Annotated in this window: 15 protein-coding genes; 5 read left to right on the plus strand and 10 right to left on the minus strand. The window is 52.4% G+C overall.

Annotated elements, in window-relative coordinates; all coding sequences use genetic code 11:
- Positions 1–4: 4 nt before the first annotated feature.
- From VPR01S_RS15345 to VPR01S_RS15355, 3 genes are read right to left on the minus strand one after another with little or no spacing between them, the layout of a single operon-like run.
- Positions 5–904, minus strand: a complete 900-nt coding sequence (locus tag VPR01S_RS15345; RefSeq protein WP_021706273.1) for a peroxiredoxin family protein — start codon at positions 902–904, stop codon at positions 5–7.
- Positions 901–1,416, minus strand: coding sequence for a TlpA family protein disulfide reductase (locus VPR01S_RS15350; RefSeq protein ID WP_021706274.1), 516 nt, complete (start codon positions 1,414–1,416; stop codon positions 901–903). Before VPR01S_RS15350 ends, VPR01S_RS15345 begins: the two co-directional genes overlap by 4 nt.
- A gap of 10 nt (positions 1,417–1,426) precedes the next feature.
- Positions 1,427–2,119, minus strand: coding sequence for a cytochrome c biogenesis protein CcdA (locus VPR01S_RS15355; protein ID WP_021706275.1), 693 nt, complete (start codon positions 2,117–2,119; stop codon positions 1,427–1,429).
- Positions 2,120–2,329: 210 nt separating this feature from the next.
- On the opposite strand from VPR01S_RS15355, the gene VPR01S_RS15360 reads away from it, so the two are divergent.
- Entirely contained in the window at positions 2,330–4,654 is a 2,325-nt protein-coding gene (locus VPR01S_RS15360; RefSeq protein ID WP_021706276.1) for a winged helix-turn-helix domain-containing protein, read from the plus strand.
- Between the two features lie 63 nt (positions 4,655–4,717).
- Here the strand turns inward: VPR01S_RS15360 and VPR01S_RS15365 are convergent, their stop codons facing one another.
- From VPR01S_RS15365 to VPR01S_RS15390, 6 genes are all read right to left on the minus strand, one after another.
- The gene (locus tag VPR01S_RS15365) at positions 4,718–5,194 is read right to left on the minus strand and encodes an Lrp/AsnC family transcriptional regulator (RefSeq protein ID WP_021706277.1); all 477 of its coding nucleotides are present in this window, start codon (positions 5,192–5,194) and stop codon (positions 4,718–4,720) included.
- A gap of 124 nt (positions 5,195–5,318) precedes the next feature.
- Complete coding sequence (locus tag VPR01S_RS15370) at positions 5,319–5,537, minus strand: hypothetical protein (protein ID WP_021706278.1); 219 nt, start codon at positions 5,535–5,537, stop codon at positions 5,319–5,321.
- A gap of 216 nt (positions 5,538–5,753) precedes the next feature.
- A complete protein-coding gene (gene putP, locus VPR01S_RS15375; protein ID WP_021706279.1) occupies positions 5,754–7,244 on the minus strand; it encodes a sodium/proline symporter PutP in 1,491 nt (496 codons plus the stop codon).
- Positions 7,245–7,313: 69 nt separating this feature from the next.
- Entirely contained in the window at positions 7,314–8,012 is a 699-nt protein-coding gene (locus VPR01S_RS15380) for a hypothetical protein (protein ID WP_021706280.1), read from the minus strand.
- Positions 8,013–8,034: 22 nt separating this feature from the next.
- Complete coding sequence (gene putA / locus VPR01S_RS15385) at positions 8,035–11,154, minus strand: bifunctional proline dehydrogenase/L-glutamate gamma-semialdehyde dehydrogenase PutA (RefSeq protein WP_021706281.1); 3,120 nt, start codon at positions 11,152–11,154, stop codon at positions 8,035–8,037.
- Between the two features lie 310 nt (positions 11,155–11,464).
- Positions 11,465–12,295 carry an AraC family transcriptional regulator gene (locus tag VPR01S_RS15390; RefSeq protein ID WP_021706282.1) on the minus strand — a complete coding sequence of 277 codons (831 nt, stop codon included), beginning with the start codon at positions 12,293–12,295 and terminating at the stop codon, positions 11,465–11,467.
- A 431-nt stretch (positions 12,296–12,726) separates the two neighbouring features.
- On the opposite strand from VPR01S_RS15390, the gene VPR01S_RS15395 reads away from it, so the two are divergent.
- Together VPR01S_RS15395 and VPR01S_RS15400 are read left to right on the plus strand one after the other, a co-directional pair.
- Complete coding sequence (locus VPR01S_RS15395) at positions 12,727–13,836, plus strand: PEGA domain-containing protein (protein WP_021706283.1); 1,110 nt, start codon at positions 12,727–12,729, stop codon at positions 13,834–13,836.
- A 441-nt stretch (positions 13,837–14,277) separates the two neighbouring features.
- A complete protein-coding gene (locus VPR01S_RS15400; protein WP_021706284.1) occupies positions 14,278–15,006 on the plus strand; it encodes a helix-turn-helix transcriptional regulator in 729 nt (242 codons plus the stop codon).
- A gap of 34 nt (positions 15,007–15,040) precedes the next feature.
- Here VPR01S_RS15400 and pdxH read toward each other — a convergent pair whose 3' ends face one another.
- Positions 15,041–15,676, minus strand: coding sequence for a pyridoxamine 5'-phosphate oxidase (gene pdxH / locus VPR01S_RS15405; RefSeq protein ID WP_021706285.1), 636 nt, complete (start codon positions 15,674–15,676; stop codon positions 15,041–15,043).
- Positions 15,677–15,987: 311 nt separating this feature from the next.
- On the opposite strand from pdxH, the gene VPR01S_RS15410 reads away from it, so the two are divergent.
- On the plus strand, positions 15,988–17,379 hold the full coding sequence (locus tag VPR01S_RS15410) for an HlyD family type I secretion periplasmic adaptor subunit (protein ID WP_021706286.1): 1,392 nt from the start codon (positions 15,988–15,990) through the stop codon (positions 17,377–17,379).
- Between the two features lie 52 nt (positions 17,380–17,431).
- Complete coding sequence (locus VPR01S_RS15415; protein ID WP_021706287.1) at positions 17,432–18,097, plus strand: transglutaminase-like cysteine peptidase; 666 nt, start codon at positions 17,432–17,434, stop codon at positions 18,095–18,097.

Here is an 18,097-nt window from a genome sequence, read left to right on the forward strand (position 1 = left end):
ACCGTTAAGGTAACTCGCCCCGCGCTGTGATGCGCCCACGCGGATTGACCTCAATCTGATACGGTGTGGCATGCACGCCATAGGCGTGGAATATCGCGTTGCCGTGATCAAAGATCAACGGAATATCCAGTTTCATGCGCTTGGCAAAGTCGTTTGCCACAGACTCATCGACATAAAATGGGCTGATCACTCCCACCCAGGCCCGGTCAGACTCGGACGCCACTTTCTGGTTCAGGCGCGCTATTTTATTTTCGCAATCAGGATAGTGGGGCATCGGACACATGGAGTCCAAAAATACCAGCGAGACAGCCTGAGGCTGCAGGTCGAGCAACGATGCCAGAGAAACGGATTGACCGCTTAGCGTCTGACGATCAAACTTGGGCGCGTTGTCTCCCACATCAGGGCGGCGGTAGTCGGTGGCGAGTGGGTCAGCTTCGGACACGGCGGCACTGGATGCTGCCGTGCTGGCCACTTTAAGATTGAGCGAACGGCTTAACTCATCATCGCTGCCAGAAAACACCACCCGCCCTTCTTCAATCAGCACGTGATGCGGCGTCTGCCAGATTTGCATCTGGTTCATCATGGCAAATCCACGGTCCAGTACCAACGGCGTGACCTGAGGAAAGAATCGTTGGTAATCTTTCATTTGTGCCTGGGTAATGTTCAGATCCGGCTGGATCCAAACGGTCGGAAACTGGTCCGTAAAAGTATCTGGCAGCGAATCGACGTATTTCAGCGCACCGCTTTTGGCATCGTAATTGTCCCAGATGTTGAAAAACACCAGATGCGTATTGTGCGTCAGTTCAATGGATTGGCCGGCGACACTCTCAACACGATGCGGCAAACTGGTTGCAGCCGCGGAGAAACACATCAAGCTCAGCGTGATTAGTGTTAGGTAGTTCATCGTTGTTCTCCTTGCGGCTTGTCTTCAGACCAATGTTCGATCATCTGGTCAAGTTGATCCGTGGCAAGAAACGTGCGGTAAGCGATATGGCCGTCGCGGTCAATCAGAATGTGCTGCGGCGTACCCACCACGTTAAAACTGCGGGTAATGGCGCCATCGGCATCAAACACCACCGGCAGGTCATAACCATTACGCTGCATATAAGCTTGTGCGCCTGCCGGCGTCTGGTTAAAGCCCACGTTAACGGAAATCACTTCCACCTCGTCCCCGTAATTGTCCTTAATAGACTGCAAATGCGGCATCTCCGCTTTGCAGTAGTTGCACCACGTCGCCCAGAATTTTAGGTATACCGGCTTTTCGCCACGAAACTGGCTGAGGTCGATACTACGACCAGTGAGTGTTTGAGCCGTGAGTTCCGGTGCTTGAAGCAGCGCCGCCGCATGGGTTGTGCTGACCAAGCCAAGTTGCAGGGCCGACACCAGCCCAAACGCGCTAAGAAGCGTTTTTTTCATAGTAAGTTCCTTATCGTAGGAGGGTAAAAATCTGCCAGAAGAAATAAAAAGACGCGGCAAACATCGGTAATGCCATCAACCATTTGACCACCAACATCCAGCGCCCCGAGCGTGGAATGGTCGTCAGCAGGCCCGTAAAAGAGCCGGCGGCGATCAGCAAGGCACTCATGCCAAAAGCGAATACGAACATCAGGCTCGCTCCCCAGGCCGGATTCCCGTCTGCCGCGACGTACATCAGCATCATGCCGAGTACCGGGGAGGTACAGGGCGCCATCACCAGCCCAGATACCGCGCCTGCCAGTAATACATTCAGCCAGGCACTTCGCACCGAAATTGCCGTGCTTGTCATCAGGTTGGGCATTGCCACCCATCCCGTCATCCAAAGCGCCATCAGCAGACACAAACCAGCCACCAACAGCAAAGTCAGTGGATGCGTGGCCACGGTGCCAAACAGTTGCCCACTGCTGGCGGCCAGGTAGCCAAGCAGGCTGTAGACCAGTGCCAAACCGAGGACATACAAGAGTGAAAAAGCCACGCTTTGTGATCGTGTGCGGGCCTGGCTGCCCACGACCGAAACCGTGATCGGCAGCATCGGATAAACACACGGAGTCAGGCTGGTCAGCAGACCGGCGGCAAACACCACAGCGAGTAAATAGAAGGAAGGTTGGCCTTGAAACAGCAACGTCTGAATGGTGGTTTCCATCGTTCGGGTCCTGAGAGCGTGAAGTTGCCTCAAGTTATATCCTGCCTGACTTCCGGCCATATCAGATCGGCCTAAAATCCAGCTAAAATCGAGATAAAATCATCTAAAATCCCACCGAAAACGGCCCATAACGATGACCAATACCATTGAGCCCAAACATGGAAGTGATTTACTATTCCGTCACGATTTTTTAAACAGCCGTGTCCGACTATGGTTCGATTTGCCCATTTTGAATTTGATGCACAAACCGGTTATCTGTATGACATGAGCAGCAATGACCAACGCCAGGAAATTAAACTGCGCCATAAAGTCGCCGAGCTACTGTGTTATCTGATCGAACATCGCGATCGTGTGGTCAGCAAAGACGAGCTTCTCGGCGCACTGTGGCAGCATGGTGAGTTCCGCGATACGTCTCTGACTCAAAGTATCCGCGATCTGCGCAAAGCACTGGGGGACAAAGCGCAGCAACCGCATTATGTACGTACCTATCCGCAACGCGGCTACCAATGGATTATGCCGCTTGCCACCGACGCAGCCGTGACGGTTGACGAGATACCAGCGAGCCAAGACATCATCATACCCAAAACGTCACCCAACTGGCTCAGGCTCAGCCGTGTCCATTGGGCAACGCTTACGTTATGTCTAGTGGTGACCGCCGTGGCAGCCTGGCAACTGCTGCCATGGGCAGCATCCAAGCCACCATCGGCCAGCGAGCATGTGGTTGTCATGCCGTTTCATAACCGCTCTGGCCTGGCAGAACTCAACTGGGTAGAACTGGGGCTGGCAGACATGCTGTCTATGGTGCTGCGCCAGAATGCGCAGGCAGACATCACCTCCCCCAGCCAGAGTCAGATGTGGCTGTTAAACGCCAACCTGACGCAGCCGACCTCAGAGAGCGACATTCGTACGTTATTGAATGCACGTCAGGCCGATGTCGCCATCACCGCCGCTGTCCGGTTGTACAATCAACAGCAAGTGCTGGATTTCCGGCTGATCCACGCCGATGGACGCATACAGCAAGGCAGCATCAGCTATCCGTCGTTACCGGGGGAAATCTACGCCGTCGGGGAGCAAATCAACCTGCTGCTCAATCCGCAGGCAATGCCAAAGAAAAGCAGTGGTAAAACCTTCCTCAAACTCAGTTCTGAAAGCTTTGCCGAGGGGATCAGTGCACTTGAGCAGCAAGGGGCGTATCGGGCTCGGCGTTATTTCAGTGCAGCGGCGGTGTTGGACCCTAGTGATCTGTGGCCCCAGGCTTATCTGGGTCGCAGCCAAGTGTTGCTTGGAGAGTGGACAAGCGCGGAGCAAACTCTGGTTACCGTCGCCAAACACCTCACCGACAGTGATCCGGTGCTGGCCGCGTTCGTTGCGGTCTGGCACGCTGAATTGGCCCGGCGGCGCGGCGACGAAGACCAGCAGCCACGAGTGGCTCAGGCAGTCGCGCTGGCCGAAAAAAGCGAAGACAAAGCCCTCAAGCTGCTCAGTTATCGCCTGGCGGCCAGAGCTGCCTGGGCCGCGATGCAATGGCGTGATCATCAGCAGTGGCTCACTCGCGCCCGGGCGCTGAGCGATAATCTGGTGGCGCTGGATGACCAGGCCGACATGTTGTTCTACCTGGGCAATCAGGCGAATGAAGGGCTGGAACAGAGCCCTTGGTCAGACATCAGACAAAATGGCCTGCAACTGAGAAAGGCCCTGAATTACTATCAACAGCTGGATTACCGGCCACGCATAGCGGACACGCAACTGGCGATCGCTCGCAACTACAGCCTGCCGCTCAGTGAGCGGCAGCAGGCGCTGGATCAAGCCATCACCGCGTACCGTGAGCTGCATCAGCCTTACGAGTTGACAGAGGCACTGCTGTACGCGGGTTTTTTTCATCTCCAGCAGCATCAGGGCCGCCGCGCAGAAGCTTTATTCCGTGAAGCTCAGACATACGCTAAAACCTTAGGCAACCCGCACTTTCGTGAGATGGTTCGTTTTTATCTCGCGTTTGCCATGTTAGATCAGGGGCTGTTCGATGCCGATCAGCTGAAGCTGCAGCAGGCAATCCAACGGATGACGGAATTGCTGCCTCAGTTGGATAATACGCTGCTGGCACTGTCAACGCACATCTTCCTCGGTTGGGGGTACGCCGCGCAGGGTGACACGGCCAAGGCTGAACAGTATTTGCTTCAGGCCATCGAACTTGGGGACAACGGCAGCGCACCAACCACTCATCATTACGCGGTCTACTCGTTGATGAAACTCTATCTGGATCAAGGACAATACCAACGGGTGCTGGCGCTGCAACACTACCCGGTGACGACTCGGCTGCAGGCCCGTTATCTGGCGCGTGCTTACAGCGCGCTGGGAGAGCATCAAAGAGCGGTTGCCACTCTCGCACAATTTGCCCAACAGTTTCCGCATTACTGGGGAGAAACCGATCAACACCAGTTGGAAAACTACCAGCGCCTCGCCAGCGGTCAGACCACCCCATTGCAAATCGAACCGCAGGCGCATTCCGTGTATTGTGAAACCGAGTGGCAAAGCTGAGCACAAACCAAAAGGCCGTTCTGCGTCAGCAAACGGCCATAGATATCACAGGAATCGCACGAATTACAGAGTAGAAAGTAACTCTGGGTTCACGCCGAATCCGGTTTTGTGTTCTTCGATCACCACTTCACTACGAGTCTGAATCACCCCGGGTAACGTCCCCAATTTGGACGACATAAAGTTCTGATACGCCTTCATGTCTTTGACCCGCACTTTGATCATGGTATCGAAATCTCCCGACAACGAATAACACTCTTCAATTTCGGGCATCATGGATACCGCAGCGGCAAACTTTTCGAAAATCGAAAAACTGGTCTGATCAAGGCGAATATGAATAAAGACCTGTACATCGAGGCCGAGCTTCTCGGGGTTTAACTCCGCATGATAGCCTTTGATGTAGCCTTCTTTTTCCAGACGTTTGACCCGATCGGAGCAAGGCGATGTCGTAAGGTTGACCTGACGAGCCAGTTCCACCATCGACAGACGGCCTTTCATATGCAGAGTACGGAGGATTTCGCGGTCAATGCGATCAAGTTCCATGGTGGCTTCTCGTTGTTCTGTTAGCTAGCAAGATAATACTGGATCGGCTGGCAAGAAGGAATGCCGCGCGCAGAAACCAAAATGGCCGCATTTCGCGGCCATTTCAGCTAGTGTGTCAAACTTTTTAAGCAGCGTGAGCGTTCCCCATCGGGGTCGCCTTGCTCATCTCGGAGCGAGTGTTGCAAACCCGGCAGAACGCCTGTTGCTCCATCTTCACGTAATGCTCGCCCTGAAACAGCATGGCAAACCAGGTAAACACCGACTGCTCTTCGTTCTGACATCGCTTCATTACCATTTTGTGTGGGGTAATCTTACGACAGCAATGGCAGTACGCTTCCGGCATGATGTTTCTCCTTTTAACAAGTCCGAGGTGTCAGTTTTGTGGACACATTCTGCGCTTAATGGTTCCGGTTGCTCAAACTTTAGTATTAAATTCGTGACACTGTGCAAAAAAACGCGTCAGGGTATTGTCAAGAGCAAAGATATTACCCCGGTAACAGTTTGATCGAGATCAAAAACGCCCCGGCAAGCCGGGGCGCTGAAACGCAGAGGTGGAGACTTAGTCTAGCTCTGCCAAGTGCTTTTCAAAGCTTGCATGCTGAGAAATGACCACTTTGTCAGGCGCACCCGTTGCCAGGCTGACACCAACGATCGCCAGCGTCGAGAAGATGATGCCCGGTACGATTTCGTACACATCGAACCAACCACCGGTCAGCTGTTTCCAGACCACGATGGTAACACCACCAATGATGATGCCCGCCAGTGCGCCGTTACGGTTCATGCGAGACCAGTAAAGGCTCAGTACGATAGCCGGACCAAATGCCGCACCAAAACCAGCCCAGGCGTAAGACACCAGACCCAGCACTGAGCTGTCCGGCGTCATCGCCAGCACCAACGCAACGATAGAAATCGCGATTACAGCAATACGGCCTACCATTACGATCTCTTCTGAGCTCGCGTCTTTCTTGAACACTTGCTTGTAGAAGTCTTCCGCCAGTGCAGAAGAAGACACCAACAACTGTGAATCCGCCGTACTCATGATGGCCGCCAGAATCGCCGCCAGCAAGATACCCGCCACGACAGGGTGGAACATCGCGTTCACCAGCAGCATGAAGATTTTTTCACCATCGTCCAGGGACAGATCACCTGTGCTGTTGACGTAAATCAGACCAACCAGACCAACCAGCATCGCGCCAATCATAGACAAGGCGGTCCAGATCACGGCAATGCGACGAGCAGTGGTCAGGTCTTTGTTTGAACGTGTCGCTTTAAAACGAGCCAGAATGTGAGGCTGACCAAAGTAACCCAGACCCCATGCAACCAGCGAGATGATCGCGACGGCAGTCAAAGGCTCACCTTTGGAATCTTGCCACAGTGTCAGCAGGTTCGGGTTGATGTTCGCCAGATCCGTCGACAGGTGACCAAATCCGTTTTCCATTGCCGCAATCGGTACGATCAGCAGTGCAGCCGCCATCAACAAACCTTGCACCAGGTCAGTCCAGGACACCGCCAGGAAACCACCAAACAGCGTGTAAGATACCACACACACTGTGCCGACGATCACCGCCGTGGTGTAGTCGAGACCGAAGACGGTTTCAAACAGCTTACCGCCTGCAACCAGACCAGAACTGGTGTAGAAAAGGAAGAACAGCAGAATGAAGAATGCAGAAATGGTCTGAATCAGTTTTGAGTTGTCATTAAAACGACGAGACAGATATTCAGGCAAGGTCAGCGAGTCAGTAGTGATACTGTAGGTACGCAGACGTTTAGCGCTGATCAGCCAGTTCAGCCAAGTACCCACCAGCAGGCCACCAGCCAGCCAGAATGCCTCAATACCCGCCGCATACGCGTAGCCAGGCAGACCCAGCAACAACCAGCCACTCATGTCGGATGCACCGGCAGACAACGCTGCTGGCCAAGGTCCCAGGGAACGACCGCCCAGGAAATAATCTGACGAGTTTTTCGTTCGTTGGTATGCGATCACACCGATAGCGAGCATCAGTATCAGATACACGATAAAGGTGGTTGTAATAGCGAAGCTATTTTCCATGTACAAAATCCTCTTAAAAAGATCGCCTTCAATATGGCCCCCTCTTGCGAAGGAGCCGACTCAGAAGGGCTAGTGGGTTTCGTTCCCTAGCTCAAGCAAGGTCGCGTTACCACCCACTGCTGTTATATTTATAGTTCGGGTGCGTTCGGTGATAAACCGAAGCGAGAGATGTGGATCGTGCGCCACAGGTGTTGCGTCCAGATCCGTTTCCGAAACCAGGCCAATAATTGCGCCTTCACGTTTCGCTAGTTGACGGTTAAGCGTACGCTCGACCGAGGTGGTTCCTACATACCCAACACTTCTTACGTCTGATTCCAGCAGCTGTTGATAAGCGTCGTAAGAGACAAACTGAATCAGGTTGGCAGGAATGGAAGACTGCTCAAAAGCAGCCTGCAAAGCCTGAGTTAACGGCAGATCATCACTGCATACCACGATGCCGTTTCCGGCAATCAGTGCAGCAGTCAGCTGTGCAACAAAGGCGTGTTGTGCTTTTTCACTCTGATCATTCTGGATGAGCAGAGCCACACCGCGGCCTGCGGTGTAGAGCTCGTTGGTTTCTCCCGTCGGCCCAACCAATTGATGCGGTTGAGCAAGCAGTGCCGAAGCCTGCTGAAGATGGTATGAGATCACGCCGGCAAGGCCTGGCATTCTCTCTTGCAGCGTATTTTTAAACGCCAGCAAACATTCACTTTTTGAATCGAAATCCGTCAGATTCCAGTTTTCCCATGCCGAGTAAGCATCAGAAAAGCGTGCAACTTGATGTACCATGTAGATTCTCCTTACTTACCGGTTAAGCGAACTGGGTCTGAGTGAAGCGGAACAGGTAGTGTGGGCCACCGGCTTTTGGTCCGGTCCCGGACAAGCCTTGTCCACCAAACGGCTGAACGCCGACCACCGCCCCAACCTGGTCACGGTTGATGTAGCAGTTCCCGACCCGGGCGTGTTTCTCAATCCAGCGGTAAGTCGTTTCATTGCGGCTGTGGATACCCATGGTCAAACCGTAGCCTGTGTTGTTGATTTCAGCCACTACGTTAGCCAGTTCGCTCGCCTTAAAGCGCACGATATGCAGAATCGGACCAAACTGCTCTTCTTTCAGGCAGGCAATCGAATCAATTTCAAACGCACTTGGCGCGACAAAATCGCCATGCTGACACGTTTCATCCAGTTCAACCTGAGCTACTTTATGCTGAGTCTGACTCATCAGTTCCAAGTGCGCCGTCAGCTTGGTTTTGGCCGTTTGATCAATCACCGGTCCGACGTCCGTACTGTGCAGATAAGGCGTGCCGACTTTGAGTTCACCCATCGCGCCCTGAATCAGTGCTACGATGCGATCCGCCACATCTTCCTGAACATACAGGACCCGCAGAGCCGAACAACGCTGGCCAGCCGATGCAAACGCCGAACGAATCACATCACGAACCACCTGTTCAGGCAGTGCGGTACTGTCCACGATCATGGCATTCTGACCACCGGTTTCCGCAATAAACGGCACCGGCGCGGCATCACGCTCTGCCAGAGACTGGTTGATGCGCTGTGCCGTCGCCGTCGAACCGGTAAACGCCACGCCCGCGATCGCCGCATGCGACGTTAATGCACTGCCGATTTCTGCGCCGCGGCCCGGCAGCAGTTGAATCGTCCCGGCCGGGAATCCAGCTTGCTGCATCAGCTCAACGGCACGTGCGGCAATCAGGCTGGTTTGTTCCGCCGGTTTGGCAACCACAGTGTTGCCCGCTACCAATGCAGCGGTGATCTGACCGAGGAAAATCGCCAGCGGGAAGTTCCACGGGCTGATACAAACGAACACACCGCGTCCCTGACGGGAAACGTTGCGCACCTGACCATCAAAGCTGGTCACGGCCAACTCACCCAATGCATCGACCTGCTTGGCGTAGTAGCGACAGAAATCGACGGCTTCACGCACTTCATCAATGCTGTCATGGATAGTTTTACCCGCTTCCTGGTGACAGATGGCAACCAGCTCAGCCAGATTGTCTTCCAGCAAGTCGGCCAGTTTCTCCAGGGCAGCGCTGCGTGTGGCTGTCGCTGTCTGGTTCCAGCTGGCAAAAGCGTGCTGAGCCCCTTCAATGGCAGCGGAAACATGATCAAGGTTCGCGTAAGCCACCTGACCCACTTCGATACGACGATCATAAGGCGCTTTGACGATTTCCATCGCCTGTTCAGCCTTGATCATGCTTTCGAACAAAGCTTCACCGTTGATCACTGGTCCTGCAGTCCAACGCTTGGTCAGCCAGGCTTGCACCTGCGCTTCAAACGGCGCATTTTCACTTTCAATATCAACGTTCACGCCATACGAGTTACGACGCTCCGGGAACACCTGCGGTGGCAACGGAATCTTGTTGTTGTTGAGTGTATCGAAGGCCAGCAACATATCGACAGGATGTTGAGTCAGGGTTTCAACCGGACAGCGCGCATCCACCAAACGGTGCACGAACGAGCTGTTGGCGCCATTCTCAAGCAGACGACGTACCAGATACGGCAGCAAATCTTTGTGGCTGCCGACCGGCGCGTAAATGCGCACCGATTGCTTATACGCGGCCATAGCGTGGTGATAGAGCGAATCTCCCATCCCATGCAGGCGCTGGAATTCAAAATCTTTGTGCGAAGCCATCACGGCAATCGAAGTCACGGTCTGAGCATTGTGGCTGGCAAACTGCGGGTAGATGTTGCCACGCACGTTGTCGCTCAGCAGAAAGCGCGCACAAGCCAGGTACGCGACGTCGGTGGCTTCTTTGCGCGTATACACCGGGTAGTTGCTGTAGCCAGCCTGTTGAGACCATTTGATTTCGCTGTCCCAGTAAGCGCCTTTCACCAGACGAAGCGGGATCAGATCTCCCTGCTCTTTCGCCAACGCGTTCAGCCATACCAGCACCGGCAATGCACGTTTGGAGTATGCCTGAATCACCAGACCGAACTTGCCCCAGCCTTTAACCTGCTCGCTGCGGTAGACTTTTTCAAACAGCTTGAGCGACAGCTCCAGACGATCGGCTTCTTCTGCGTCAATGGTGATGGCCACATCCAGCTCCATCGCCCGGCTCAGCAGTTGCATCAAGGTGTCGTACAGTTCCGTCATTACACGAGCTTCGTTAGCCACTTCATAACGTGGGTGCAGCGCAGACAGTTTGATCGAAACCGATGGCGCCGGGCTGGTGTCGAGACCGTATTTATCACGTCCTACCGCTTCAATCGCCATCAGGTAATCTTTGAAATATTTGTTGGCGTCCGCGGTGGTCAGGGCCGCTTCACCCAGCATGTCATACGAGTAGGTGTAACCTTTGTCACGCATCGTACGACCGTTTTTCTGTGCTTCTGCAATCGTGCGTCCCAGCACAAACTGATGCCCCATGATCTTCATGGCCTGATACATGGCTTTGCGGATCACCGGTTCAGACAACTTGTTGACCAGGCGGTTGACCGCTTGCCCCGGGCTCTTGGCGTCATCTTCTGACACACCGACCACTTTACCGGTCAGCATCAGGCCCCAAGTTGAGGCATTCACAAACACGGAATCGGAATTCTTCAGGTGAGATTTCCAGTCCGCTACGCTCAATTTGTCACGGATCAGAGCATCCGCCGTCGTCGCGTCAGGAATGCGCATCAGCGCTTCTGCCAGACACATCAACAGGATACCTTCCTGAGTATCCAAGCTGTATTCCAGCAGCAGGGCATCGATCATCTGAATCGATTTTTTGTCCGCGCGAATGGCGTTGATCAGTTGCGTCGTTTTCTGGCTGACTTGTTGTTTTTCCGATTCACTCGGGGTTGCCAGCGGCAGCAACTCTTTCAGCCATTGAGATTCGTCCACCATGTAGAGTGGCGAGATCAGTGACCACAGCTGTTCAAGCGGTTGCTCAACAAACTCAGTCTTTAACACATCAGTAGCAGTAAACATGCGTTTTCCTCACTCTCACCCCGACGTTATCGCGGGATGTTCCTATCATGGCAGGCAGTGTATTTTGAGTCCGCGAAGAATACTTGTCAAAAACTCCGAGCTTTTTGCTAAAAACTACGATTATTAACAAAGCAAAAACAAAATCACACGAATTTAAGCAATATATTATTTGGTAAAATTTAGCCTACGTAACACATAAGGGGCAAAAAGATACATTTAATTAAATAAAAACTGGAGGAAGAACAAACACCTGACGGTTGTCAATAACGTCAGGCGGGAGCGATGGAGATGAATATCGAGCCACAATGGCTCAGAAAGTCGGTGAGAAGCGCTTTTTGTACTGCGACGGAGAGACACCCTGCAAACGGGCGAAGGTATGAGTAAATGTGCTCTGACCAGAGAAGCCTGTCAGATCGGCAATTTGACCAAGGCTGAGATTGCCCTGTTCAATCAGTGCCTTGGCCATATCAATGCGTTTACCGAGCACATACTGATGTGGCGTGATCCCCATCTGCTCTTTGAACAACATATGAAACTGGCTTTCCCCGAGAAATACACTCCCGGCCAGTTGGGCTACGGTAATTCTGCGGTTAAGGTTCTGTTCGATGTAGCGGTCGATGGCTTCCAAATCAAAGCGGGAATCTTTGCGCGAAGAAGCCAGAACCGAGATATGGCGCTGCATCAGCGCAATGACGGTGTCATTACAGGCTCGGCTAAGTAATAAATCTTCCGGACTGGCCTGCATTTCATGCACCAGCATCTGAATCAAACGCTGGATCTGCGCATCCAACTGAAAATAGACATTGGACTGCGACAACTCATTCAGTTTTTGCAGCATCAGCGGATCATCGTTGGAAGGCAGCGGCATGTTCAGGACGAGAATGTCTGACTGACCAATCACTCCACCAAAAGCGTGATCCGACCCTGAAGTCACGACGCATCCCTGACCAGGGCCGATGTAATTGCCCCGTCCATTGACGTCAAATTCAGCCTGCCCCTTGAGCCCAATCACAACCTGAGTGTAGCTGTGCTCGTGGCAATCCATATAAGAAGGCAACGTCACCAGCTCCGCCGGACGGGGTGACAAAAGTTTGGCTGTTGAGAGCTTCAGCTCACAATTTATAGGATTTTGCTCTTTCATTCTGGAACGATTTTCCGGGCTTTCAGCAGGCATCTTATACCACAAAGACCGCCAGCCAAAACCTCATTTTCATCAAATAACCACTTATGTGCATATCACAAACAAGGGCTACCGCATGGTGAAAAATGCATCAATTTCTCACCCGGAACAATGATCAAGTGCACATAAATTACGGTCAATGTGTGTTCAATGATTCATCCTCAGATCATTCCTCGTCCCAGCTATTGCATATTTCCTTAATCGGATCAAAATGGAATGAGCATCAAACTAGAACTAATAAATCACTCACTGTAACTCATGGATTTTAGTGATAGTTTTATGCTTCAGGATGAAGAATCACTAGATAAGTCAGCCGGGTATTCCAGGCTGTCAAAAGTTTGTCTATTCCACATTTTTTGTGGGTCAACCGATAAAAATTCTAGCAGGGACCTATGAGAACACGTCGCATTCCAGCGCTTTTGCTTGCGCTCAGCCCGTTATGGGTATCGCCGTCAATTCTGGCTCAGGACAGCGCCCCTAATGTGGACGCGGTGAGCGCCATCGATGGCCAACTGACCGATAAACAATCGCAGATTGACTCCGTCACCGCTGAGCTCAGCACACAAAGCAACCACCTACAGCAACTGAAAAATGAGCAATCGGCTCTGGCTCGGGAAGGGCAACAGTTGGCCTCTGAACTTACACTGGCAAAATCCACGTTAGATAAGCAATACGCCAAAATGCTTGAGGATCCAGAAACAGAACTGACGTCTTTCCAGAGTAAGTACAAACAAAGCTGGGCTGCCCTGAACGATAATCAGGCCGCCCAACAAGAGAAACAGCAGGCCATAGCGGACGCTGAGACACAGTTGTCACAAATTCAGCAAAAGCAAACCCGCCTGAAAGGGGAGTTCTCCGTACTCAAAGAGCAACGCATTACCGCACGAGTGAACCGCCTTGCCCAAGAGTTGCGTCAACAGGAAGTCGTAACCACGGCATACACGACAACCTGTTCAGTCAGCATGACCTTGGGCGAATGCGCTAATCAGGGCCAGTACCTGACCAAGCAGCAAGCGGTGAATTCGTTTAGCAGTAAACTGATCGACCACCTGACAGAAGCGCCTCTGGCCAGGCAGAACCTCAAAGGCGTACAGCTCAACATTCACATTCAGGAAAGCCAGTTGCTCAGCAGCGGATTTAAAGGCAACGACCAGTACGCAACGGAAATGCAGGTGCAGTTGCAGGCCAAACCAGATCGCTCAGCGGCATGTACCTTACTTGGTGTTGACGAGCGTTACTGCGTGCAGCAGGGCAGCGTGCCAAGTGGTGTCGACAAGCAGGATAAAAAGTGGGCAAACGTCACCTTCCGCTCCAATCAGTTCAACGATCAAGTCACCATTAATGGCATTGGTTACGGCAGTACGCCTATCGAAGTGGTACTGCCAAGCGGCCAGCACAAAGTCAGCGTGACCAAAGAGGGCTACAAGCCCTACAACCGAGTGATCACCATTCATGGTAATGACACGGTATGGGTAACACTCGCTCCAAACACACCCAGCTAAACGCCGCACTTCGCACTCGCATAAACGCCCCCTTTTTTCGCCTTACAGCGACAGGGGGGCATTCACACAGCTTGATCATGCTTTCGACTTGTGTCCTCGTTCAACACAACTGGGCGATATAAAACTCAATTCGGAACAACGGAAGTTCCCATTAGGGGGAAATCCCCCCTTTAACCCAATAAAACAAAGAATTACATTGTGTATGAACTCAGATGACAGTATCTGCGTTTGGTATCTATTGATACGTCTATTCTCAACGGTAACGTTGGGCATAGATCCTCTTCTACACGTCGACAAGATAAATCTTGTGTTTGCCAGCCTTTATGGCTGGCTTTTTTCTGTCTCATTTGTTTACCACACGACTCAATCCTCACTCATATGGGTTACAGAACACTGTGCACTTGCTATCATAAGCCGATCTTGTAACGTGCGAGTTAAACCGTGTTATCCACCCTTACGCCGCAACAGGCGTCGCTCTTTCACCAGTTACCCGGATACTGGGGCTGCAAAGACACTCAATCCGTTTTTGTCTACGCAAATGACGCGTATGCCAAACTGATTGGACATCAATGCGGCGCTGACTGCATCGGACTCACCGATTTTGATATGCCCGCCCCGACCACCAAATGCGCGGCGGATTTTCGCGAGCAGGATCGCTACGTGATCGAAACGGGCCAGTCGCTGCGTGTGCTCGACATTCATCCGTTTCCTGACGGAAGTTGGCGAGCGCTGATCTTCAGCAAATCGCCTTGGCTCAATGCACAAGGCGACATTCAAGGCACAATTTTTTATGGTCAGGAACTGACGGACACCGCCATCATTGAAGTTGGCCATTGGGTCTACCGGGCGGTCGGGCTCAATCAGAGCGATGAACGGATTTCCCTCAATCATCCCCATGTGCGCACGATTGCTCCACTGACCAATCGCGAATCGGAGGCGCTGTTTTTGCTGCTGTACGGCAAAAAGCCAAAACAGATTTCAGCGGTGATGGGTATCTCGATTAAAACCTTCGAAGGCTATGTTGACCGCCTGAGGCAGAAGTTCGCGGCACACAGCAAAGACCAGTTGATTGATAAGGCGCTGGAGCTCGGTTATGGCTCCTATATTCCGCAAACATTGTTAAAGACCCAGCTGTCTGTGGTGCTCAATAACCAAAACACCGCTCAATGAGCGGTGTTTGATAAGCAGAGGAACGCGAGTGGGATTAAGGCGCCAGACGGTCGACGTGCCACTCACCGTTATCACGAGCGTAGAGGAAACGATCATGCAGACGGTGCTCGCCGCCTTGCCAGAATTCGATACTGACCGGCCGGATACGATATCCCCCCCAGAAACTCGGCACAGGTATCTCACCTTTCGCAAACTTCTCTTTGAGTTCCAGGTACTTTCCTTCCAGCACGCCACGAGCCGAAATGCGACTACTCTGTCGGCTGGCGATGGCGGCAAGTTGGCTCTCCTTTGGCCGGGAGGCGAAATATTTCATGTTTTCAACCGCGGTAAGTTTTTCGGCCACCCCAGTAATGTGCACCTGACGTTCGAGCGGGTGCCAGGGAAAGTGCAGACTCACTTTGTTGTTGTGCGCAATCTGCTGCGCTTTACGGCTGCCCAGGTTGGTGTAAAACACAAACGCGTCTTTCTCAACGTTTTTCAACAGCACAATGCGCTGGAAAGGTTGACCGGTTTCATCAACCGTCGCAACTGTCATGGCCGTCGGGTCCGTCAGACCCGCTTCGATGGCCTGTTGCAGCCACAAGTTAAACTGATCAATCGGATCCTGACTCAAATCCTTTCTGCGTAGTCCGCCTTTGTTGTACTCACGGCGAATATCTGCGATTTCCATTGCAACTCCTGCTGATTTTTTGTTGATTGTGCGCTTATACGTCAGAGAACTCAAGATCATGCCACCCATCCTTCTGAGAAAGACACAGGAATGCCGCTGAACGTAATCCAGCTCACGTCAACGCGGCTCCAGATGAGGAAAAGTGCGGGCAAAAAGCACTTTATCATCTAAATTAAGTTCATATACCTGAGCAACGACAACGTGTAGGATTCACGTACCCAGAAATTAGTTTGGCATATCATGCCCTTAACTTTTATCGGGACAAAGAATAGAATCTGTTTTAACCCCGACTTTCAACACAAGGACCACCGATGAGCAAGAGCAGTTACGACAAGCTCACCAGCACCGAACTCGACTATGTGGACGATAAAACCGCAGCGCTGCTGCTGAACACTCCAAACAGCGCCCGAATCATGCTGTGGGTTATGGTGGCCTTCTTCATCATTGCGGCAGTCTGGGCGTCATGGGCTGAGATTGATAAAGTCACGGTCGGTCAGGGCAAAGTGGTGCCCTCTTCTCAAATTCAGGTGGTACAAAACCTCGAAGGTGGACTGGTTAAAGAGATTCTGGTCAAAGAAGGCCAACTGGTTAAAAAGGGGCAGCAACTGCTACTGATCGATGACACTCGTTTTCGTTCTGACTATCGCGAGCGCGAACAGCAGGTGGCCAACCTGACCGCCAACGTATTGCAGCTGTCTGCCTCACTCAACAGCGTGGTGATCGACGACGACTTTGATGAAAAAGACTGGAAACAGAACGTGCAACTGGATTACAGCAAACTGGAATTCCCGGACGATCTGAAAGATAAACAGCCGCAACTGGTCGCTCGCCAGCGTGCAGCATACCGTCAGGATCTGAATAATCTGCGCAACCAACTGTCGGTGATTGACGAACAGATCAGTCAGCGTCGCCAGGATTTGGTGGAGATTGAAGCCCGGGTGCGTAACCTGCGTGACAGCTATCACTTCGCCAAGAAAGAACTGGATATCACCAGACCACTGGCTGAAGAAGGTGTCGTACCTCGCGTCGAGCTACTGAAGCTGCAACGCCAGGTTAACGATACCCGTCGAGAGCTCACCTCCAGTGAACTGAAAATCCCAGTACTGAAAGCCGCTGTGCGCGAATCGATGCTCAGCCGCATCGACGCCGCGCAAAATTTCCGCTCCGAACAACAACAAAAACTCAATGACGCTCAGGATCGCCTGTCAGCCATGACCGAGTCTGCGGTCGGCCTGGAAGACCGCGTTAACCGTACCGTCATTATGTCACCGGTAACCGGGACGGTAAAAACCCTGTACGTCAACACCGTCGGTGGTGTTATTCAACCAGGTATGGACATCGTCGAAATCGTTCCGACCGAAGACACCTTACTGGTCGAGGCAAAAATCGCACCGCAGGACATTGCCTTCCTGCGCCCGGATTTGCCCGCGATCGTTAAATTCAGCGCGTATGACTTCACCAAATACGGTGGTCTGGAAGGCACACTGGAGTACATCAGCGCTGATACGACTCAGGACGAAGAAGGCAACAGTTTCTACATGGTGCGCGTACGCACCAACCAGACCTCACTGGGTAAAGAGGAAGACTTGCCCATCATACCGGGGATGACATCCACGGTGGATATCATCACAGGCAAACGCACCGTCATGAATTATCTGCTTAAACCTATACTGGGCGCGAAAGACAACGCGCTGAAAGAGTAGCCGGGCAGATGGCGACGCGAAACACGAATCAGGCAACAGGAGCTAGCCCAAATTGAAGAAGTATTGGCTGCCAGCGTTGTTGCTGGTTGCAACCTCATTTACCACGGTTGCTCTGAATACCAAAGAGCAGCAGTGGGTAAGTTCGGTGCGTAAAACCTACGGCGAAAGGGCAGCAACACGAGTACAGACCTGGCGGACAGAGCTCGCCGCTTATCGTGGTTTATCCGAGCGAGACCAACTCACGGAAGTTAATCGCTTTTTTAACCAACTGTACTTTGTGGACGACATCAAACTGTGGGGGAAAAAAGACTACTGGGCCACGCCACTGGAATTTCTTGGCAGCAATGCCGGGGATTGCGAAGACTTCACCATCGCCAAGTACTTTTCCCTCCGAGAGCTGGGGGTCCCAGACCGTAGGCTGCGCCTGATCTACGTTAAGGCAATAGAACTGAATCAGTTTCACATGGTGCTGGCGTACTACGCGACGCCCAGCGCCGAACCGTTAATTTTGGACAACATCAACCCTGAGATTAAACCGGCGTCCACTCGCCGTGATCTGCTGCCTATCTACAGCTTTAATGGTCAAAACCTGTGGCTGATGAAATCCAACAGCGGCCAGTTGGCCGGTAAAGCATCGCGCCTCAGTCTGTGGAATGATCTGCGGGCCAGAGAACGTTCAATCAAATTAAACAAACCAATTGTAAGTTACGATGAGTAG

This window comes from Vibrio proteolyticus NBRC 13287 (assembly GCF_000467125.1).
GTDB lineage: Bacteria > Pseudomonadota > Gammaproteobacteria > Enterobacterales > Vibrionaceae > Vibrio > Vibrio proteolyticus.